At 66.2% G+C, this 20,269-nt stretch carries 16 protein-coding genes; 12 read left to right on the top strand and 4 right to left on the bottom strand.

Features of this window, described 5'->3' with window-relative positions; translation table 11 throughout:
* Positions 1–3 precede the first annotated feature (3 nt).
* From polA to ACYP5B_RS16460, 4 genes are all read left to right on the top strand, one after another.
* Complete coding sequence (polA, locus tag ACYP5B_RS16475) at positions 4–2,826, top strand: DNA polymerase I (protein WP_459570414.1); 2,823 nt, start codon at positions 4–6, stop codon at positions 2,824–2,826.
* A gap of 200 nt (positions 2,827–3,026) precedes the next feature.
* Entirely contained in the window at positions 3,027–4,355 is a 1,329-nt protein-coding gene (locus tag ACYP5B_RS16470; RefSeq protein WP_318232016.1) for an NAD(P)/FAD-dependent oxidoreductase, read from the top strand.
* 192 nt (positions 4,356–4,547) lie between these two features.
* Positions 4,548–5,420 (top strand): dienelactone hydrolase family protein, encoded by an 873-nt coding sequence (locus ACYP5B_RS16465; protein ID WP_459570413.1) that lies wholly within the window; start codon positions 4,548–4,550, stop codon positions 5,418–5,420.
* A gap of 234 nt (positions 5,421–5,654) precedes the next feature.
* Positions 5,655–6,446 carry a ZIP family metal transporter gene (locus ACYP5B_RS16460; protein WP_400095603.1) on the top strand — a complete coding sequence of 264 codons (792 nt, stop codon included), beginning with the start codon at positions 5,655–5,657 and terminating at the stop codon, positions 6,444–6,446.
* A 52-nt stretch (positions 6,447–6,498) separates the two neighbouring features.
* On the opposite strand, the gene ACYP5B_RS16455 is transcribed toward ACYP5B_RS16460, so the two are convergent.
* The 3 genes from ACYP5B_RS16455 to ACYP5B_RS16445 all read right to left on the bottom strand — a co-directional run bounded on the left by ACYP5B_RS16455 (position 6,499) and on the right by ACYP5B_RS16445 (position 9,723).
* Positions 6,499–7,356, bottom strand: a complete 858-nt coding sequence (locus tag ACYP5B_RS16455; RefSeq protein ID WP_459570412.1) for a sulfurtransferase — start codon at positions 7,354–7,356, stop codon at positions 6,499–6,501.
* An 86-nt stretch (positions 7,357–7,442) separates the two neighbouring features.
* On the bottom strand, positions 7,443–8,363 hold the full coding sequence (locus ACYP5B_RS16450; RefSeq protein ID WP_400095593.1) for a DMT family transporter: 921 nt from the start codon (positions 8,361–8,363) through the stop codon (positions 7,443–7,445).
* Between the two features lie 256 nt (positions 8,364–8,619).
* A complete protein-coding gene (locus tag ACYP5B_RS16445) occupies positions 8,620–9,723 on the bottom strand; it encodes an aromatic ring-hydroxylating oxygenase subunit alpha (RefSeq protein ID WP_400095591.1) in 1,104 nt (367 codons plus the stop codon).
* 358 nt (positions 9,724–10,081) lie between these two features.
* On the opposite strand from ACYP5B_RS16445, the gene ACYP5B_RS16440 reads away from it, so the two are divergent.
* The 4 genes from ACYP5B_RS16440 (at position 10,082) to folE2 (ending at position 14,302) form a co-directional block, all read left to right on the top strand.
* Entirely contained in the window at positions 10,082–10,372 is a 291-nt protein-coding gene (locus ACYP5B_RS16440; protein WP_267603927.1) for an exodeoxyribonuclease VII small subunit, read from the top strand.
* Entirely contained in the window at positions 10,369–11,289 is a 921-nt protein-coding gene (locus ACYP5B_RS16435) for a polyprenyl synthetase family protein (protein WP_318232010.1), read from the top strand. Before ACYP5B_RS16440 ends, ACYP5B_RS16435 begins: the two co-directional genes overlap by 4 nt.
* 59 nt (positions 11,290–11,348) lie before the next feature.
* Entirely contained in the window at positions 11,349–13,259 is a 1,911-nt protein-coding gene (gene dxs / locus ACYP5B_RS16430) for a 1-deoxy-D-xylulose-5-phosphate synthase (protein WP_459570411.1), read from the top strand.
* Positions 13,260–13,498: 239 nt separating this feature from the next.
* A complete protein-coding gene (folE2, locus tag ACYP5B_RS16425) occupies positions 13,499–14,302 on the top strand; it encodes a GTP cyclohydrolase FolE2 (protein ID WP_400095587.1) in 804 nt (267 codons plus the stop codon).
* A 71-nt stretch (positions 14,303–14,373) separates the two neighbouring features.
* On the opposite strand, the gene tsaD is transcribed toward folE2, so the two are convergent.
* Positions 14,374–15,414, bottom strand: a complete 1,041-nt coding sequence (gene tsaD, locus ACYP5B_RS16420) for a tRNA (adenosine(37)-N6)-threonylcarbamoyltransferase complex transferase subunit TsaD (protein ID WP_267606466.1) — start codon at positions 15,412–15,414, stop codon at positions 14,374–14,376.
* 173 nt (positions 15,415–15,587) lie between these two features.
* Between tsaD and ACYP5B_RS16415 the strand changes: the two genes are divergently transcribed.
* From ACYP5B_RS16415 to dnaG, 4 genes are all read left to right on the top strand, one after another.
* Entirely contained in the window at positions 15,588–16,862 is a 1,275-nt protein-coding gene (locus tag ACYP5B_RS16415) for an NAD(P)/FAD-dependent oxidoreductase (RefSeq protein WP_400095602.1), read from the top strand.
* A gap of 110 nt (positions 16,863–16,972) precedes the next feature.
* Positions 16,973–17,185 carry a 30S ribosomal protein S21 gene (gene rpsU / locus ACYP5B_RS16410; RefSeq protein ID WP_043348281.1) on the top strand — a complete coding sequence of 71 codons (213 nt, stop codon included), beginning with the start codon at positions 16,973–16,975 and terminating at the stop codon, positions 17,183–17,185.
* A 130-nt stretch (positions 17,186–17,315) separates the two neighbouring features.
* Entirely contained in the window at positions 17,316–17,765 is a 450-nt protein-coding gene (locus tag ACYP5B_RS16405; RefSeq protein WP_267603925.1) for a GatB/YqeY domain-containing protein, read from the top strand.
* Positions 17,766–17,989: 224 nt separating this feature from the next.
* Entirely contained in the window at positions 17,990–19,804 is a 1,815-nt protein-coding gene (gene dnaG, locus ACYP5B_RS16400; RefSeq protein ID WP_267603924.1) for a DNA primase, read from the top strand.
* The last annotated feature ends 465 nt before the right edge of the window (positions 19,805–20,269 follow it).

Below are 20,269 nucleotides of genomic sequence, written 5' to 3'. Positions count from 1 at the left end.
TGAATGTCGGATAGTCCAAAAACACTCTTGCTCGTCGATGGATCGAGCTATCTGTATCGTGCGTATCACGCTCTGCCGGACCTGAGGAACGGTGAGGGCCTGCCCACAGGGGCAATCTACGGCATGATCAATATGCTGCGCAAGCTGCGCAGCGATTTCCCGGCAGAGTATAGCGCCTGCGTGTTCGACGCCAAGGGTAAGACCTTCCGCGACGACCTCTATCCGGCCTACAAGGAGCATCGCCCGTCGATGCCCGAAGACCTGGCCAAGCAGATCGAGCCGATCCACGAAGCCGTGCGCGCGCTGGGCTGGCCCATCGTGGTGGTGGAAGGCGTGGAGGCGGACGACGTGATCGGCACGCTCGCGCGCCAGGCCACCGCCGAAGGCATGCGCACGGTGGTCTCCACCGGCGACAAGGACCTGGCTCAACTGGTCGACGACCATGTCACGCTGGTCAACACCATGAGCGGCGAAGTCCTCGACCCGCCCGGCGTGGTCGCCAAGTTTGGCGTGCCACCGGATCGCATCGTCGACTATCTCTCGCTGATCGGCGACGCCGTGGACAACGTGCCCGGGGTGCCCAAGGTGGGCCCGAAGACCGCGGTCAAATGGCTGACCGAGTACGGCACGCTCGACGATGTCATGGCCAGCGCCCCCGGCATCAAGGGCGTGGTGGGCGAGAACCTGCGCAATACGCTGGAGTGGCTGCCCAAGGCGCGCGAGCTGGTGACGGTCAAGACCGATTGCGACCTGACGAGCTCGCTGGCCGACTTCCACCAGCTCAAGGGTGGGAGCGAGGACAAGGACAAGCTGATCGACTTCTTCGCGCGCTATGGCTTCAAGACCTGGCTGCGCGAGGCCACCGGCGAAAGCCTGCCCAACCCGCGCGCCCAGGCGCGCGCCAGCGCTGCTGCGCCTGCCGCGGCCGGCACGGGCGCGGGTGCGGGTGCGGCCGATCCGGGCCCGGCCCAGGGCGGCCTGTTCGACAGCGCCCCGGCCCCGGCCCAGATCCGCTACGAGACCGTGGCGACCGAGGCGGCGCTGGAGGCCTGGATGCGTCGCATCGAAACCGCGCCGCTGGTGTCCATCGATACCGAGACCACCTCGCTGGACCCGCTGCAGGCGCAGCTGGTCGGCATCTCGCTGTCCATCGAGCCGGGCGAAGCCTGCTATATCCCGGTGGCGCATCGCGGCCCGGATGTGGTGGGGCTGGAAGCCAATGGCCAGCTCACGCGCGAGGCCGTGCTGGCGCGCATGCGCGCCTGGCTGGAAGACCCGTTGCGCGGCAAGGTCGGTCAGAACCTGAAGTACGACGCCCATGTCTTTGCCAATCATGGCGTGAACCTGCGCGGCATCGTGCACGACACCATGCTGCAGAGCTACGTGCTGGCGTCCCACCGCAACCATGGCATGGACAGCCTGGCCGAGCGCCTGCTCGGCCTCAAGACCATCAGCTACGAGGAAGTGTGCGGCAAGGGCGCGAGCCAGATCGGCTTCGACCAGATCGACATCGCGCGCGCCACCGAGTACGCCGCCGAGGATGCCGACGTCACGCTGCGCCTGCACCGCAATATGTACCCGCAGGTCGAGGCCTTGCGGGGCGTGCACTACGTCTATGAGCAGATCGAGATGCCGGTCTCGGTGGTGCTGCAGAAGATCGAGCGCAATGGCGTGCTGATCGACGCCGCGCGCCTGGGCGCGCAGAGCGCGCAGCTTGGCCAGCGCATGCTGGAGCTGGAACAGGCCGCCTATGAGGCCGCGGGCCAGCCCTTCAATCTTGGCTCGCCCAAGCAGATCGGCGAGATCCTGTTCGGCCAGATGAAGCTGCCGGTGGTCAAGAAGACCGCCAGCGGCGCGCCGTCCACCGACGAAGAGGTGTTGCAGAAGCTGGCCGAGGATTACCCGCTGCCCAAGCTGCTGCTGGACTACCGCGGCCTGGCCAAGCTCAAGTCCACCTATACCGACAAGCTGCCGAAGATGGTCAACCCGGCTACCGGCCGCGTGCATACCAGCTATGGGCAAACCACCGCGGTGACCGGCCGGCTGGCTTCGACCGAGCCCAACCTGCAGAACATCCCCGTGCGTACCGAAGAAGGCCGGCGTATCCGCGAGGCCTTTATCGCCGGTCCGGGCAACGTGATCGTGTCGGCCGATTACTCGCAGATCGAGCTGCGCATCATGGCCCATATCTCCGGCGACGAGAACCTGATGCGCTCGTTCGCCGAGGGCGAGGACGTGCACCGCGCCACCGCGGCGGAGATCTTCGGCGTGGCGCCGGATGCGGTCAGCAGCGAGCAGCGCCGCTACGCCAAGGTCATCAATTTCGGCCTGATCTACGGCATGAGCGCCTTTGGCCTGGCCAGCAACCTCGGCATCGAGCGCGAGGCCGCCAAGCACTATATCGATCGCTATTTCATGCGCTACCCCGGCGTGGCGAGGTACATGGAAGAAACGCGGCAGACCGCGCGCGAGCAGGGCTTCGTCGAGACCGTGTTCGGCCGCCGCCTGTGGCTGCCCGACATCAATGGCGGCAACGGCCCGCGCCGCCAGGGCGCCGAGCGTGCCGCCATCAACGCGCCGATGCAGGGCACCGCCGCCGACCTGATCAAGCTGTCCATGATCGCCGTGCAGGGCTGGCTGGAACGCGATGGCCTGGGCACGCGCCAAGTCATGCAGGTGCATGATGAACTGGTGCTTGAAGTGCCGCAGGCCGAGCTGGAGCTGGTCAAGGTCAAGCTGCCGGAACTGATGTGCAATGTGGCCGAACTGCGCGTGCCGCTGGTGGCCGAAGTCGGCACCGGCAGCAACTGGGAGGAGGCCCACTAAGCGCACGGGGCGGCCCCTCGGGCCGCTCCGGGATTGCCCACGGTCCCGTATTCCTGCATCCTGGTATCGAATGAAGCGACCGCTGAATCGGTGAATGGCGCCTTGCCAGTTGTGCTGCTGTGCAGCAAACTGGCGAAAAGCCGTGGCTACTGGCTCGCGTCGTGCCCCGGCAAAAGAATATCGACGACACTGGGTAGATCATGAGCACAGAGGGAAGGGCGCATCGCATCATCGTAGTGGGAGGAGGAGCAGGCGGGCTGGAGCTGGTCACGCGGCTGGGCGACAAGCTCGGCAAGAGCGGGGCCGCGCAGGTGGTACTGGTGGACCGCTCCCCCACGCATATCTGGAAACCGCTGCTGCATGAAGTGGCCGCCGGCAGCATGGATCCCCACACCCATCAACTCGAATACGTCGCGCAGGCGCGCTGGCATCATTTCGAATTCCAGCAAGGCGAGCTGACCGGCATCGACCGGACCCGCAAGACCATCTCGGTGGCGGCCTGCGTCGACCTCGACGGCACGGAGCTCTTGCCCGCGCGCGAACTGCCCTATGACACCCTGGTGCTGGCGATCGGCTGCGTCACGCATTTCTTCGGCGTGCCCGGCGCGGCCGAGAACGCCATCGCGCTCGACACCGTGGACCAGGCAGAGCGCTTCCGCCGCAAGCTGATCTCGGCCTGCGTGCGTGCCCAGAACGGGCGCGGGCGCATTGGCGAAGACAGCCGCCCGCGCGTGGACGTTGCCATCATCGGCGCCGGCGCCACCGGCGTCGAGCTCTCCGCCGAGCTGCGCAATACCGCGCACGTGCTCAGCGCCTACGGGCTGCATCAGCTGGATCCGCGCCGCGATGTGCGCATCCACGTGATCGAGGCCGGCCCGCGCATCCTGCCCGCGCTGTCCGAGCGCGTGTCCACCGAAACCACCAAGCTGCTGCACAAGCTCGACATCGAAGTCCTCACTGCCGAGCGCGTGACCGAAGTCACCGAGGACGCGGTGCTGACCGCCAGCGGCAAGCGCATCGACGCCGACCTGACGGTGTGGGCCGCCGGCATTACCGCGCCGGCGGTGCTGTCCACCCTGGGCCTGCCGGTCAGCCGGATGGGGCAGATCATCGTCAAGCCCACGCTGCAAAGCGAGGCCGATCCCGATATCTTCGCCTTTGGCGATTGCGCCAGCTGCCCCTGGCCCGAGAAGCAGGGCGCGGTGCCGCCGCGCGCCCAGGCCGCGCACCAGCAGGCCATGTTCCTCTACGGCGCGCTGCGCGCGCGACTGGACGGCAAGCCGCTGCCGTCGTTTGCCTTCAAGGACCTGGGGTCGCTGGTGTCGCTGGGGCATTTCAGCGCGGTCGGCAGCCTGATGGGCGGCTTGATCGGCGGCTCCATGTTCATCGAAGGCCTGTTGGCGCGCGTGATGTACAGCTCCCTGTACCGCATGCACGTCATGGCGCTGCACGGCGCCGTGGGCATGGGGCTGGATACCGTGACCCACTGGCTGCGCAGCAAGACCAGCCCGCGCGTCAAGCTGCACTGATCAGCTGACCAGCTAACGGGTGCCGCAGGAGGGCAGAGGCTCGCCCCTCCTGCCGGGCGCGTGCGTTTCACGCCATGTTTGCTTAGAATCGGATCTCCCGGCGCCGGTGGCGTCGGCGTGCCTTGCCCCTTCCGGATCCGCAATCCAAGCCATTCAAGCCATTCAAGCCATCCACGCCTGACAGGAGACCGCATGCTGAAGCCAGAAGTCGAAAGCCTCGTACCTAGCCAGTCCTTTGACCGCCGCGCCTTCGTCAAGACGGCGCTGGGTTCGGCGTTTGCTGCCGCTGCCTTGCCCGTGATGGCGCAGGCCATCAAGACCGATTTCAACGGCCTCACCGCCGGCGAGGTAACGATTCCCTCGGACGGCTTCAACATGCCGGCGTACCGCGCCCAGCCGGAAGGCAAGACCAACTTGCCGGTGGTGCTGGTGGTCAGCGAGATCTTCGGCGTGCATGAGCACATCGCCGACATCTGCCGGCGCTTTGCCAAGCTGGGCTACCTCGCCATCGCGCCGGAGCTGTTCGCGCGCCAGGGTGACCCCAGCAGCTTCGGCACTATCCAGGAACTGCAGGCGAAGCTCATCTCCAAGGTGCCCGACGAGCAGGTGATGGGCGATCTCGATGCTGCCGTGGCCTGGGCCAAGGGCAACGGCGGCAATACCAGCCGGCTGGCCATCACCGGCTTTTGCTGGGGCGGGCGCATTACCTGGCTGTACGCCGCGCATAGCCAGCAGATCAAGGCCGGCGTGGCCTGGTATGGCCAGCTGGTGGGCGAGCCGACCCCGATCAAGCCGCGCAACCCGATCGACCTGGCCGGCCAGCTCAAGGTGCCTGTGCTGGGGCTCTATGGCGGCAAGGACACTGGGATCACCCAGGAGCAGGTCGAGAAGATGAGGGCGGCGCTGGCGGCATCGCACGATCCCTTTGCCAAGGCATCGACCTTCGTGGTCTATCCGGAATCCGGCCATGCCTTCAACGCGGACTACCGCCCGAGCTATCGGGAGGCCGACGCCAAGGACGGCTGGCAGCGCTGCCTGGCCTGGTTCAAGCAGCACGGGGTTTGACGCGGGCGCGCATTGGCACGCGTTTGCGGCAAGGCCCGGCGGCGCCGGGCCCGCGGCCAAGCTCGACTTGTGCCGCGGGATTTGCAAAACCGGCTGCAACCTACGTACAATGCGGGCTTCGTTTCTTGCAACACTGTTGCGTTTGAGATCGATGCTGCTCCCCGCGAGCGGAAAAGCCGATCCCAGGAGCCCATCATCGATTCCACGCTTGTCTACATCCTGCTTGCCGCCACCATCTCGGGGGTGGGCAGTATCTTTGGCGCGGCGCTGTTGTCGCTGACGGTGGCATCCCGCGTGGTCGAGCGCATGGTGAGTTTCTCGGTGGGGGTGCTGCTGGCCACGGCGCTGCTGCATTCCCTGCCCGAGGCCTTCGAGTCCGGCGCCGATCCGCGTGCCTTGTTCGGTACCCTGCTGGCCGGCCTGCTTGGTTTCTTCCTGCTGGAAAAGGTCGCGCTGCTGCGCCACTCTCACCATCACGAAGGGGATGGGCACCACCACCACCACGGCCATGACCGCGAGGAAGCGGGCCGTAGCGGCATGACCATCCTGGTGGGCGATACCTTCCACAACTTCGCCGACGGCATCGTGATCGCCGCTGCCTTCCTGGCCGATCCGCATATTGGCCTGGTCACCGCGCTGGCCATCGCCGCGCACGAGATCCCGCAGGAAGTTGGCGATTTCATCGTGCTGCTCAACGCTGGGTTCTCGAAGGCGCGCGCCTTTGCCTTCAACCTGCTGTCCAGCCTGGCGGCCATCGCCGGCGGGGTGGTCGGCTATTACCTGCTCGACCAGATGAGTGGCTGGATTCCCTACGTGCTGGTGATTGCTTCAAGCAGCTTCGTCTATATCGCCGTGAGCGACCTGATGCCGCAGATGCAGCGCAAGCCGCGCTGGCGCGAGTCGATCATCCAGGTGGCGCTGGTCGCCACCGGGATCTGCGCCATCTTCTTCATCACCAATGGCGTGCACGAAGCGCATGACCATGGTCATGGCCACGCGCACGGCGTGGCGGCTGCCACCAAATAAGGCTGACCGGCGCCCGCTGTCACGGCGCCATCAGGCCACCATCACGCCACCATCAGGCGCCGCTTGCCACCGGCCGAGCCGGGTCGGCGCACCACTCGCTCCACGAGCCCGGGTAGAGCGCTGCGCCCGGCATGCCAGCCACTTCCAGTGCCAGCAAGTTGTGGCAGGCGGTCACGCCCGAGCCGCACTGCATGATCGCCTCGCTGGCCGGCTTGCTGCCCAGCACCTGCCCGAACTCCTGGCGCAACGCAGCGGCCGGCTTGAAGCTGCCGTTCCCCTCCAGGTTGTCCTTGAAGAAGCGATTGGCCGCGCCGGGGATATGCCCGCCCACGGGATCCAGCGTTTCGTTCTCGCCACGGAAGCGGTCCGCCGCGCGGGCGTCCACCACCAGCCGCGTCGGGCTTGCCAGGTTCGCCAGCACGGCGTCGGCGTCCACCATGGCGACCAGCGAGGCCTTGCGCGTCAGGTTGCCCGGGATTTCGGGATCAGGCGTGTTGTCCGCCTCGAGCGGCAGGCCGGCCGCCACCCACGCATTCTTGCCGCCATCCAGCACGGCCACCGCGCCGTGGCCCAGCCAGCGCAGCAGCCACCAGGCGCGTGCCGCGTACATGCCGCCCTGTGCGTCGTAGGCAATGACCTGGGTGTCTTCGCTCACGCCCAGCATGCGCAAGCGCGCGGTCAGCGTGTCGGGGTCCGGCAAGGGGTGCCGGCCGTTGGTGCCGGTCTTCTCGCCGGACAGCTCGTTGTCCAGGTGCAGGTAGAAGGCGCCGGGCAGGTGGCCCACGAGATAGGCCTCGCGTCCGGCGGCTGGGTTGGCCAGGTCGAAACTGCAGTCGATCACGACGCTGTGGCGGCTGCCGTCTTCGCGCAGCGCGCGCAGGTCCTGGCTGGAGATCAGGGTGGTGAACATGGCATAACCTTGGGTTGGGATAGTCGCGCTGCAACGGCACGGGCAGGCGCGGGCGGCGAGGTGAGCACCGTCGGCCACCCCCGATGCTACACCTCGGGGTGCACTTCCGCCTCGGCCGACTTGACCGGGGTATCGGCGGTCGGCTGCCGGTTGGAGCCTTCGCGCGCCCGGGTGAGCGTGGTGGCGATGCCGCTGGCGATGATCAGCGCCATGCCGACCCAGGACAGCCAGTTGAGCTGGTCGCGCCAGACAATCATGCCCCACAGGCTGGAGAACACGATGCCGGCGTACTGCAGGTTAGCGGTGAGCAGTGTGTTGCCGCGTTTGTAGGCGCGCGTCATCGCGGTCTGGCCGAGGGTGGCCAGGATGCCGATGGCCAGCAGCAGGCCCGCGCCACGCCAGGTGTGGGTGCTTGGGCCGGTGAACAGCATCCAGGCCAGGCCCACCACCATCCCGACTGCCGAGAAATAGAACACGATGCGGCCTTCGGGCTCGCCCAGCTGGCCGAGCTGGCGTACCTCGACGTAGGCCAGCGCGGTGAACATGCCGGAGATCAGGCCGATCAGGCCGCCGGTGAGCTGGTTCTGGCCGACAGACGGCTGCAACAGGCAGATCACGCCGCCGAACGACATCAGGATGGCGCCGATCAGCTTGCGGTCGGCGCCGCCGGTGCCGGTCAAGGCCGCGCCGGCGCCCAGGATCAGCGCGATCCAGACCGGCGACATGTAGTTCAGGGTCATTGCCGTGGCCAGCGGCAGCATGGTGATCGAGGTGAACCACAGCAGCAGGGCGGTCACGCCGAACAGGCTGCGCTTGATATGCATGGCCATGTGGGGCGTACGCACCGAGGTGCCCGACGAAGCCAGCACTGTCCACATGATGATCACGCCGATCAGGCTGCGGTAGAAAACGATCTCGCCCGTGGCATAGATCTCGGATGCCAGCTTGACGCCCACCCCCATTAACGAGAAGGCGAAGGCGGCGAACAGCATCCAGAGCGATTGCATGGTGAGGCGAAAGGAAGAATGGGCAGCGCGCGAGCCGGCTCCTGGCGGGGGGCGGGGAGCCGGATCGCGAAAGGCTCCGCATGAGGCGGATGGCCGGCACGACAGGCGGCGAGGCGCCGGGCGCACACCGGAAGCGGCGATTGTAGCAGCGAGTGTGCACTGCACCAAAGGCAAAACGGACCGCCTGGGCGGTCCGTTTTGCTTGCGTCGTCACTGCGGTGTCGCTGCCGCGGCCCGCTGGGCCTTGGCTGGCGGGTCAGTCCGTGAAGGACATGGCGCGGCGATACCATTCATGAAAGTGCTGCATACCGTCTTCCATGGGCGACTGGTACGGGCCGGTCTCGCTGACGCCGCGTTTTGCCAGCGCCCGGCGCCCGGCGTCCATGCGCTCGGCGATCTCGTCGTCCTCGACGCAGGTTTCCATGTAGGCGGCGCGCTCGGCCTCGACGAACTCGCGCTCGAACAGCGCGATTTCCTCGGGGTAGTAGAACTCCACGACGTTGCGCGTCTTGTTCGGCCCGAGCGGGTGCAGGGTGGAGACCACGAGCACGTTCGGATACCACTCCACCATGATGTTGGGGTAGTAGGTGAGCCAGATCGCGCCATACTTGGGCAGAACGCCGTTGTTGAAGCGCAGCACGGCCTCATGCCACTTCTGGTACGTGGGGCTGCCCGGGCGCTTCAGGCCCGCGTGCAACCCGACAGTCTGGACGCTGTGCCAGTCGCCGAACTCCCAGCTCAGGTCGTCGCAGGAGACAAAGCTCCCGAGGCCCGGGTGGAACGGCACGACGTGGTAGTCCTCCAGATAGACCTCGATAAAGGTCTTCCAGTTGTAGTTGCACTCGTGGATCTCGACGTGGTCGAGCAGGTAGCCTTCGAAGTTCAGGTCTTCGGCCACGCCCAGGCGTGCCAGGTCGGCGCGCACGTCGCGCTGTCCCTCGAACAGCAGGCCGTTCCAGTTCTGCAGCGGCGAGCGGTTCAGATGGACGCACGGACGCTCGGCGAAATGCGGTGCGCCGAGCAGCTCGCCCTTGAGGTCGTAGGTCCAGCGGTGCAAGGGGCAGACAATGTTTTTCGCATTGCCGCGGCCATTGAGCATGATGGCCTGCCGGTGGCGGCAGACATTGGACATGAGCTCGATCCCGTCGGCATTCCGTACCAGGATGCGGCCCTCGTCCTCGGCAGCCAGCGTGTGATAATCGCCCGTTTCGGGGATCATCAGCTCGTGGCCGACATAACCCGGGCCCTTCTTGAACAGCAGTTCCAGTTCTTGTTGATGCAGTGCCTCGTCGATGTAGACGTTTACGGGCAACTGCGTATCAGCCGGCACCAGTTTCAGCGCGGTGCTGAGATTGGACATTATCCCCACTCCCTATGACAGGCGAAAGCAGTGAACAACCCAACCATCGAAAAAGAAATCGATATGGGAAAGACAGTCAGCCGCGCCCTGGCCCGCTTCCGGACCGATGGATGGAGATCGCGCTGACGAACCGCGGATTGTACCCGAGCGAAAAACTTAAGGGACTGATTATTTAGCCTTTTTAGCGAAAAAGTCGACCCGGGTCGTCATTTAGGTGTCGTTCAGGGCGCATTCGGAAAGACGACCCGAGCGCACAAGTCACTTTCCGGCAACGCTGTCCATGCCCCCTGATTGCATGGATGCGGCCAACGCCCCGCTTTGGCGTAAAATCCCACCTTCCCCAGATTCAATGTCCGCAATGCCAAAGACTACGAGCTCCCCGGCCCAGACCGATCCGGCCGCGACCGACCAGCGGTCCGCCTCCACGCCGCCCGCCTCCTACGAGGCCGCCATGGCCGAACTGGAGGCGCTGGTAGCCAGCATGGAGGGCGGCGCCTTGCCGCTGGAAGATTCTTTGGCCGCGTACAAGCGCGGGGCTGAACTGGTCAGGTACTGCCAGCAGATGCTCGAACGCGTGGAACAACAGGTTAAAGTACTGGATGGCGATGTGCTCAAGCCCATGTCGGCCGACGCTGGAGACCTGGAATGAGCGAATCGCATCAAGCCATCGAAGCCGGCGATTTCGCCGCCTGGATGCGCGCCACGGGCGCCAGGACCGAGGCCGCGCTCGACGCCGGGCTACCGGCGGTGGAAACAGTGCCGTGCACGCTGCACGAAGCCATGCGGTATGCTGTGCTCGGCGGTGGCAAGCGGGTTCGCCCCTTGCTGGTGCATGCGGCCGGTGAAGTGGCGGGCGCGGCCCCCGAGGCTTGCGACGCGGCGGCCAGCGCGGTGGAGATGATCCACGCTTACTCGCTGGTCCACGACGATATGCCTTGCATGGACGATGACGATTTGCGTCGTGGCCGTCCCACCGTGCACAAGGCTTATGATGAAGCGACGGCGCTGCTGGTGGGCGACGCGCTGCAGACCCAGGCCTTCGTGGTGCTGGCCGAATCGGCCTCGCTGGCCTCGCTCGACGCCGCCGCACGCATGCGCCTGGTAGCCGAACTGGCCCGGGCCTCTGGCTCGGTAGGCATGGCGGGCGGGCAGGCGATTGACCTGCAGCATGTCGGCCTGGCCATGTCGCTGGAAGAACTGGAAGGCATGCACCGCATGAAGACCGGCGCATTGCTGCGTGCCAGCGTACGCATGGGCGCCTACTGCGGTACGGTGGACGAGGCCGGCCTGGCCGCGCTCGACCGTTACGCCGCTGCCGTGGGCCTGGCGTTCCAGGTGGTGGACGATATCCTCGACGTGACCGCAGATACCGCCACGCTGGGCAAGACCGCCGGCAAGGATGCGGCAAACGACAAGCCGACCTACGTGTCGCTGATGGGGCTCGAGCCTGCACGCCAGCTGGCGCAGCAGCTTCGGGCCACGGCGCACGAAGCGTTGGCGGTGTTCGGCGCGCGCGCCCGACGCCTGGGCGAACTGGCCGATCTCATCGTGCTGCGCTCGAATTGAATGGACAAGCAGGAAACACTGACAACCGGGCACAAGAATCCGGCCGCCGAACGGACATCATGACCTACGCACTGCTCAAAACTATTGACGACCCCGCAGCCCTTCGCAGGCTGGACCGCCGCCAGCTCAAGACGCTGGCCGACGAACTCCGCGCCTACGTGCTCGAATCGGTGTCGCAAACCGGCGGCCACCTGTCGTCCAACCTTGGCACGGTCGAGCTGACCATCGCCCTGCACTATGTGTTCGATACGCCGGACGACCGGGTCGTCTGGGACGTGGGGCACCAAAGCTATCCGCACAAGATCCTGACCGGGCGCCGCGACCGCATGCATACGCTGCGCCAGTGGGGCGGCATCTCGGGTTTCCCGCGCCGCTCGGAAAGCGAATACGACACCTTCGGCACCGCGCATTCCTCCACCTCCATCTCGGCTGCGCTGGGCATGGCGCTGGGCGCCCGCACCCTGGGCGAGAAGCGCGTTTCCATTGCCGTGATCGGCGACGGCGCGATGACCGCCGGCATGGCCTTCGAGGCCATGAACAACGCCGGCGTCTACAAGGACCTGCCGCTGCTGGTGGTGCTCAACGACAACGACATGTCGATCTCGCCCCCGGTGGGCGCGCTCAACAGCCACCTCGCGCGGCTGATGAGCGGCAAGTTCTACGCGGCCACCAAGAAGGGGATCGAGCGCGTGCTGTCGGTGGCCCCGCCGGTGCTCGAGTTCGCCAAGCGCTTCGAGGAGCATGCCAAGGGCATGATGGTGCCGGCGACGCTGTTCGAGGAATTCGGTTTCAACTACATCGGCCCGATCGACGGCCACGATCTCGAATCGCTGGTGCCGACGCTGCAGAACATCCGCCAGCGCGCCCTCGAGGGCGGCGGCCCGCAGTTCCTGCACGTGGTCACCAAGAAGGGCCAGGGCTACAAGCTGGCCGAGGCCGACCCGATCCTGTACCACGGCCCCGGCAAGTTCAACCCGGCCGAAGGCATTCGGCCGTCGACCAAGCCGGCCCGCAAGACCTACACGCAGGTGTTCGGCGAATGGCTGTGCGACATGGCCGCCGCCGAGCCCAAGCTGGTGGCGGTGACGCCGGCCATGCGCGAAGGCTCCGGCATGGTCGAGTTCGAGAAGCGCTTCCCCAACCGCTACTACGACGTGGGCATCGCGGAGCAGCATGCCGTGACGTTCGCGGGCGGGCTGGCCTGCGAAGGCCTCAAGCCCGTACTGGCCATCTACTCCACGTTCCTGCAGCGCGGCTATGACCAGCTGATCCACGACGTGGCGCTGCAGAACCTGCCGGTGGTGTTCGCACTCGACCGCGCCGGCCTGGTCGGCGCCGACGGTGCCACCCATGCGGGCGCCTACGACATCGCCTTCCTGCGCTGCATCCCCAACATGATGGTGATGACGCCGGCCGACGAGAACGAATGCCGCCAGCTGCTGACCACTGCGTTCCAGCAGGATTGCCCGACCGCCGTGCGTTACCCGCGCGGTGCCGGCACCGGCGTGGCGACCGAGGCCGCGCTCACGGCGCTGCCGGTGGGCAAGGGCGAGATGCGCCGCACGGGTGGCGCTCGCGCCGGCCAGCGCGTGGCCTTCCTGGCGTTCGGCTCGATGCTGCATCCGGCGCTGGGCGCGGCCGAGGCGCTCGACGCCTCGGTGGCCAACATGCGTTTCGTCAAGCCGCTGGACGAAGCGCTGGTGAAGAAGCTGGCGAGCGAGCATGACTACCTCGTCACCGTCGAAGAAGGCTGCGTGATGGGTGGCGCTGGCAGCGCGGTGCTTGAAGCGCTGGCCGCCGCCGGCATCGCCGTGCCGGTGCTGCAGCTTGGCCTGCCCGACCGTTTTGTCGATCATGGCGATCCGGCCTTCCTGTTGTCGCAATGCGGGCTGGACGCCAAAGGCATCGAGCACTCGGTGCGCGAGCGCTTCAACCTGGCAAAGCCGGCCGTCGCCACGCGCGCGGCCTGAGCCAGCGGCGCGCCCGCGGCTTGCGGGCGCGCCGGTTTTCCTGATGCCTGGCAATCCGTGCTCCGCGTACGGGTATCGCCCCGCTCGTGGGCAGTCAAAGGCAATTTCCCTTAGAATCCCAGGTTCTGTGTTCGCAGCTGCGGGAAGGCATCGGCTTTGCCATCCCCGCGGTTTCACACTCGTTGCGCGGCAAGGTTGACTGCGAAAAATGCCGCGACCGTAGAGGAAACCTAACCGGTATGAATGACATCAATCCCGCCTTTGTGATGCCCGACGTGCAGTCGAGCCTCGATACCCGCCAGATCCCCATCCAGCGGGTTGGCGTGAAGGGCGTGCGTTACCCCCTGTCGCTGAAGACGCCGGCCGGCGTGCTGGCCACCGTTGGCACCTTCAATCTCGACGTGCACCTGCCCGCCGACCAGAAAGGCACGCACATGTCGCGTTTCGTCGCCTTGCTGGAAGAAGAGGGCGAGCCGCTGGAGCTGGCGACATTCCGCTCGCTCCTCGACAAGATGCTGGTCAAGCTGGAAGCCGAGGCTGGCCGCATCGAAGTGACTTTCCCGTATTTCATCAACAAGACCGCGCCGGTATCGGGCGTGCAATCGTTGATGGACTATGAGGTCACGTTGATCGGCGAAGTGCGCGACGGCGCCTCCAAGGTCTTCCTGAAAGCCCTGGTGCCGGTCACCAGCCTGTGCCCGTGCTCGAAGAAGATCTCGCAGTACGGCGCGCACAACCAGCGCTCGCACATCACCATGAACGTGGAGCTGGCGGGCGACCTGCCGGTCGAGGCGCTGGTGCGCATGGCCGAGGAAGAAGCCTCGTGCGAGCTGTGGGGCCTGCTCAAGCGCCCGGACGAGAAGTTCGTCACCGAGCGCGCTTACGAGAACCCCAAGTTCGTCGAGGACCTGGTGCGCGATATCGCCATGCGCCTGAATGCGGACGATCGCATCGTGGCCTATGTGCTGGAGGCCGAGAACTTCGAGTCCATCCACAATCACAGCGCCTATGCCGTGATCGAGCGCGACAAGCGCGCGCAGTAAGCCCGCCGGGCCCTGTCAAAAAAGCCACCGCGAGGTGGCTTTTTTTTTTACTGGGCATCGAAACTTTGGCTTCAGGCGTGGGGGCGCTCTGGCAGCCGGATATCCGACAGCTCCCAGCGCGGCGTCACGCCGTAACCGTAGTCGCGCTTGGCCAGTTCCGGCGCGGCTTGCAGCCGCATTGCGCCAGCGAAGGCAATCATGGCGCCGTTATCCGTGCAGAAAGCCAGGTCCGGGTAATAGACCGCGATCTTCTTCTGCGCGCCGAGCTGGTCCAGCCGCTCGCGCAACTGCCGGTTGGCACCCACGCCGCCGGCGACGACCAGGCGCCGGTGCCCGGTCTGCTTGAGCGCGGCCATCGACTTGGCGGCCAGTACGTCGACGATGGCATCGACAAAGGAGCGCGCCAGGTTGGCCCTGTCCTGCTCGCACACATTGCCCAGCTTGCGGGTTTGCGTGAGCACGGCGGTTTTCAGGCCGGCGAAGGAGAAATCGAGGTTGCCCGAATGCAGCATCGGACGCGGCAGGGCGTACGTGCCCGGCACGCCGAACTCGGCCAGCCGCGAGACTTCGGGGCCGCCCGGGTAGCTCAGGCCGAGCAGCTTGGCGGTCTTGTCGAACGCTTCGCCGGCGGCGTCGTCCAGGGTCTCGCCCAGCAAGGCGTACTCGCCGATGCCGCGCACTTCCATCAACTGCGTGTGGCCGCCGGAAACCAGCAAGGCAACGAACGGGAACGGCGGTGGATTGGGCGCCAGCAGCGGCGACAGCAGGTGGCCTTCGAGATGGTGCACGCCCAGCATCGGCACATTGAGCGCGAAGCCCAGGGCGTTGGCCACCGATGCGCCCACCAGCAACGCGCCGGCCAGGCCGGGCCCTTGGGTAAAGGCGATCGCGCCGATGTCGGCGCGGGTGCGCCCGGCTTCGTCGAGCACTTGCTGCAACAGCGGCAGCACGCGGCGGATATGGTCGCGCGAGGCGAGTTCAGGCACTACGCCGCCGTAGTCGCGGTGCATGGCGATCTGCGAATGCAGGGCGTGGGCGAGCAGGCCGGCTTGCGTGTCGTAGAGCGCGAGGCCGGTTTCGTCGCAGGAGGATTCGATGCCGAGGACAAGCATGGGAGAGGCAAGGCCGGCATCAAGCGAGGCCGGCAAATCAAGGGGTTGGTGCGGGCTGCGGACCATCGGGCCTGCAGCCTGGCATGAGGCCAGCAGGGTAGCACAGCGGCGCTGGCCATGCTTTTCGCTACAATCGCCGCTTCTTCAGCAGGCATTGAGTGGGCAAGACAGACATGGGCAGCAAGCAGACCGCAGAGACCGGCCAGGCCGGCACGCGCGCAGGGCGCTTCGATGTGGCGGTGCTTGGCGCCGGGGCCGCCGGCATGATGTGCGCCGCCGTGGCAGGGCAGGGCGGTGCCAGCGTGGTGCTGATCGACCACGCCACCAAGGTGGCGGAGAAAATCCGTATTTCCGGTGGCGGGCGCTGCAATTTCACCAACCTGCAGGCGGGACCGGCCAATTTCCTGTCGGCTAATCCGCACTTCTGCCGTTCCGCGCTCGCTCGCTACACGCCGCAGGATTTCCTCGCGCTGATGCGCAAGCATGAGATCGACTGGCATGAGAAGCACCGCGGCCAGCTCTTCTGCAACGACAGCGCCGAGCAGGTGATCGAGATGCTGCGTGCCGAATGCGGCGCGGGCAATGTGCACTGGCGCACCGGCTGCGGCGTGGACGAGGTCCGGCGCGAGGGCGACGATTTCCTGCTGATGACGGCCAGCGGGCCGGTACGCGCCGGCGCGCTGGTGGTGGCCACCGGCGGCCTGTCCATCCCCAAGATCGGCGCCACCGACATCGGCTACCGCATTGCCCGCCAGTTCGGGCTGAGCGTGGTCGAAACACGCCCGGCGCTGGTGCCGCTGACCTTCGACGGGCAGGGCTGGGCGCCGTTCGTGCCGCTGGCCGGGGTGTCGATGGAGGTTGACATCGCGACAGGGAACGGCAAGACGGCCGGCGCCTTCCGCGAGGACTTGCTGTGGACCCATCGCGGCCTGTCCGGCCCGGCCGTGCTGCAGATCTCCAGCTTCTGGCGCCCCGGCACGCCGATTACCATCGACCTGTTCGACGGCAATGACGCCAGCGCCTGGCTGCTCGAGCAAAAGGGGGGCAGCCGCAAGCACCTGGCCAACCTGCTGGCCGAGCGCCTGCCGGCCCGCCTGGCAGACGCCTGGTGCGCGGCGGCGGGCCTCAACGGTGCCCAGCCGTTGCACGACATGCCGGACAAGGCACTGCGCCGGCTCGGCGCCGCGCTCAACAGCTGGCAACTGGTGCCGGCAGGCACCGAGGGCTATCGCAAGGCCGAGGTCACGCTCGGCGGCGTGGATACGCGGGCGCTGTCGTCGGCCACCATGATGGCGCGCACCGTGCCGAACCTGTACTTTATCGGCGAGGTGGTCGACGTCACCGGCTGGCTGGGCGGGTACAACTTCCAGTGGGCGTGGGCATCCGGCGTGGCCGCCGGCCAGGCCGTGGCGGAGAACGCAAGGGCCATGGTGGCGGGGACGGCCTGAGCGTCGTAAGCGGCACGGCGACGAAAAAACCGCCATACGGGCTTGACAGCGGTTGTGCTACACTTGTAGCTTTCGTAAAACCGCTAACAGCTGCTACTTATTTCAGCAAAATGACCACGATCCACCTTAAAGAAAACGAGCCGTTTGAAGTTGCCATGCGTCGTTTCAAGCGCACCATCGAGAAAAACGGCTTGCTGACTGAATTGCGGGCTCGCGAGTTTTACGAAAAGCCGACGGCTGAGCGCAAGCGCAAGAAGGCCGCCGCCGAAAAGCGCCACTACAAGCGCATCCGCAGTCTGATGCTGCCGAAGAAGATGTACTGAGCGTACTCTTCGCGTTCCGCATCAAAACCCGCTGTGGGCAAGGCTCCGGCGGGTTTTTGCATTGGCGGTCCGACGGCCGGCGCAGCGCCTGGCCGGCACCGTCCCGCCCACACTTTCCTGGAATAATGCAATGTCCCTCAAAGCCCGTGTAACCGAAGACATGAAGGCCGCCATGCGTGCCCGCGAGACCGAGCGCCTTGGCACCATCCGCCTGCTGCTGGCCGCCATCAAGCAACGGGAAGTGGACGAGCGCATCGAACTCGACGACACCGCCGTGCAGGCCGTGATCGAAAAGCTGATCAAGCAGCGCAAGGATTCCATTTCCCAGTTCACGCAAGCCGGCCGCACCGACCTGGCGGACAAGGAGAGCGCGGAAATCGAAGTGCTCAAGGTCTACATGCCGGCGGCCCTGTCGGATGCGGAAGTTGCTGCCGAAGTGCAGGCCGCGGTCACGGAAACCGGCGCCGCCGGCCCGCAGGACATGGGCAAGGTCATGGCCGTGCTCAAGGCCAAGCTGGCCGGCCGCGCCGACATGACCGCCGTCTCCGGCCTGGTCAAGGCCGCGCTGACGGGGCGTTGAGCGGGCCCGGGCGCCAGCTGGCGCCTGGCGAGCGAAGGCGACTGAGTGTCATTTAAGGCGCTTTCTCCCGGCCCCTCTCGCCGGCGCTGGCTGCAATCCGTTGCGTCTGCACTACAATGTAGTGTTAAGAGGCCGGAAAGCGCAGTGCCGGTCACGCACTTCATGAACAAGATATCGCCGCTGCCCGGTTCCACGGGCAGCTCGGCCATAGGACGACAAGCCGGGTGATTCCGCAATCCTTCATTCAGGACCTGCTCAACCGTGTCGACATAGTCGATGTGGTGGGCAAGTACGTGCAGTTGAAGAAGGGCGGCGCCAACTTCATGGGGCTGTGCCCCTTCCACAACGAGAAGTCGCCGTCATTCACGGTCTCGCCGACCAAGCAGTTCTATCACTGCTTTGGTTGCGCGGCGCATGGCTCGGCCATCGGCTTCCTGATGGAATATTCCGGGCAGTCCTACCCCGATGCGGTGCGCGAACTGGCGCAATCGGTCGGCCTGTCCGTGCCCGAGGAGCGCGACCGGCTGCCGCCGGCCCAGCGCGCCGAAGCGCAGGCGCGCTCGCTGGCGCTGTCCGATGCCATGACCCGCGCGACCGAGTTCTACCGCAAGCAACTGCGCAGCGCGCCCCAGGCGATCCAGTACCTCAAGGGCCGCGGCCTGACCGGCGAGATCGCGGCGCAGTTCGGCCTGGGCTATGCCCCCGACGACTGGCAGGGGCTGGAGTCGGTGTTCGGCAGCTATCGCGACGACGCCATCGCCGGGCCGCTGGTGGAGGCCGGCCTGATGATCGAAAGCGCCGAGAAGCGCGACGCCGATGGCAAGCCGCGGCGCTACGACCGCTTCCGGGACCGCATCATGTTTCCCATCCGCAGCACCAAGGGCCAGGTGATCGGCTTTGGCGGGCGGGTGATGGGGCAGGGCGAGCCCAAGTACCTGAATTCACCGGAAACACCCCTGTTCAGCAAGGGCACAGAGCTGTATGGCCTGTTCGAGGCCCGCCACGCGATCCGGGAAACCGGTTACGTTTTGGTGGTCGAAGGCTATATGGATGTCGTTGCGCTGGCCCAGCTGGGTTTTGCCAACGCCGTGGCCACGCTCGGCACGGCCTGCACGGCGGTGCACGTGCAAAAGCTGTTGCGGCAGACCGACGCCGTGGTGTTCTCGTTCGACGGAGACGCCGCGGGCCGCCGCGCGGCGCGCCGGGCCCTGGAGGCCTGCCTGCCATACGTGGCGGACAACAAGACCATCCGCTTCCTGTTCCTGCCTGCCGAGCACGACCCGGACAGCTATGTGCGCGAGCAAGGCACCGATGCGTTTGCCGCGCAGGTGCGCGATGCCATGCCGCTGTCGCGCTTCCTGCTGCAGGTGGTGTCGGAGGGGCAGGAACTGCGCCAGGCCGAAGGCCGCGCCCGCGCCCAGTACGAGGCCAAGCCGCTGCTGCAGTCCATGCCCAGCGGCGGCCTGCGGCTGCAGATCGTGCGCGAGCTGGCCGATGCCACCGGCACGACGCCGGCCGAAATCGAAGCCGTCTGCGGGCTGGCGAGCGACCCGGCGCGGGTCGGGCGCTTTGCCCAGCCGCGGCCGCGCACCAAGCGCCAGGCCCCCACCGGGCTGGAGCAGCGGGTGCTGCAGTTGCTGATGCGCTACCCGCAGCTCTCGAGCCGGCTCGACGCCGACAGCCGGGCACTGCTGCTGGAAGACGAGCAGGCCGACGCCGAGGTGCTGGCGCACCTGGTGTCCGCGTGCGACGAGTTGCAGGGCGAGGTGAACTTCGCCGCCTTTAGCGAGCATCTAGCGCAGTCGCCGTATGCCGAGGTCTACGCCAATGTGCGCGCAGCGGTACTGCGCGAAGAGATCGATGAGGAACCCGCGGAGCAGGAGTTCGATACCGCCATCGCCAAGTTGCTGGCAGGGCCGTTGCGCCGCGAGCTCGACATGCTGCAGCAGTCGGTGATCATGGGCACGGCGGATGAGGCCGGCAAGAGCCGCATGCGATGGCTGGTCAGCGAGATCAACCGGCGGCGGCAGTTGGGTTGATGCGGGTTGACCGTCCGGTAGGTCGGGCAAGGTGGGTGGTGACAAATAAGTGAAGGTTTGGCGCGGCCTGGCTACGCTTAAGCCTTGATTTTTCAGGTGAAAACCTCACCTGTTGGGAAGCCGGCTAATTGCTAGTGCTACAATAGTCGGTTTGGATAGCGAAATCTTTCTCTCCCCTTCTGGTGAAAGTGAGCGTGCCAATGGCAAAGGCCAAAGCAACCGAAAAGGTTTCCACTAAAACTCCCCAATCGGGGAGCGGCAAGGCGTCCGTGAAAACAACGGCGGCTGCGAAGACAGCCGCGTCAGTCAAGGCGCCAGCCCAGCCTGTGCCAGCTAAGACCGCTCGGAGCGCCAAGGCGCCCGCTGCGTCCACTTCCACCGGGACCCGCCTATCCGAAAACCTGAGGCCCTCGACTTCGGCACACGAGAGCGGCGATAGCGCCAATACAAGCGGCAACAACGCCG

The organism is Cupriavidus sp. 8B (assembly GCF_054589115.1).
This window is presented reverse-complemented; position numbering and strand designations above follow the sequence as displayed.

Coding starts and splice junctions, on each gene's coding strand:
- polA (WP_459570414.1), top strand. CDS start 4: ATGTCGGATAGTCCAAAAACACTCTTGCTCGTCGATGGATCGAGCTAT.
- ACYP5B_RS16470 (WP_318232016.1), top strand. CDS start 3,027: ATGAGCACAGAGGGAAGGGCGCATCGCATCATCGTAGTGGGAGGAGGA.
- ACYP5B_RS16465 (WP_459570413.1), top strand. CDS start 4,548: ATGCTGAAGCCAGAAGTCGAAAGCCTCGTACCTAGCCAGTCCTTTGAC.
- ACYP5B_RS16455 (WP_459570412.1), bottom strand. CDS start 7,356: ATGTTCACCACCCTGATCTCCAGCCAGGACCTGCGCGCGCTGCGCGAA.
- ACYP5B_RS16450 (WP_400095593.1), bottom strand. CDS start 8,363: ATGCAATCGCTCTGGATGCTGTTCGCCGCCTTCGCCTTCTCGTTAATG.
- ACYP5B_RS16445 (WP_400095591.1), bottom strand. CDS start 9,723: ATGTCCAATCTCAGCACCGCGCTGAAACTGGTGCCGGCTGATACGCAG.
- ACYP5B_RS16440 (WP_267603927.1), top strand. CDS start 10,082: ATGCCAAAGACTACGAGCTCCCCGGCCCAGACCGATCCGGCCGCGACC.
- ACYP5B_RS16435 (WP_318232010.1), top strand. CDS start 10,369: ATGAGCGAATCGCATCAAGCCATCGAAGCCGGCGATTTCGCCGCCTGG.
- dxs (WP_459570411.1), top strand. CDS start 11,349: ATGACCTACGCACTGCTCAAAACTATTGACGACCCCGCAGCCCTTCGC.
- folE2 (WP_400095587.1), top strand. CDS start 13,499: ATGAATGACATCAATCCCGCCTTTGTGATGCCCGACGTGCAGTCGAGC.
- tsaD (WP_267606466.1), bottom strand. CDS start 15,414: ATGCTTGTCCTCGGCATCGAATCCTCCTGCGACGAAACCGGCCTCGCG.
- ACYP5B_RS16415 (WP_400095602.1), top strand. CDS start 15,588: ATGGGCAGCAAGCAGACCGCAGAGACCGGCCAGGCCGGCACGCGCGCA.
- rpsU (WP_043348281.1), top strand. CDS start 16,973: ATGACCACGATCCACCTTAAAGAAAACGAGCCGTTTGAAGTTGCCATG.
- ACYP5B_RS16405 (WP_267603925.1), top strand. CDS start 17,316: ATGTCCCTCAAAGCCCGTGTAACCGAAGACATGAAGGCCGCCATGCGT.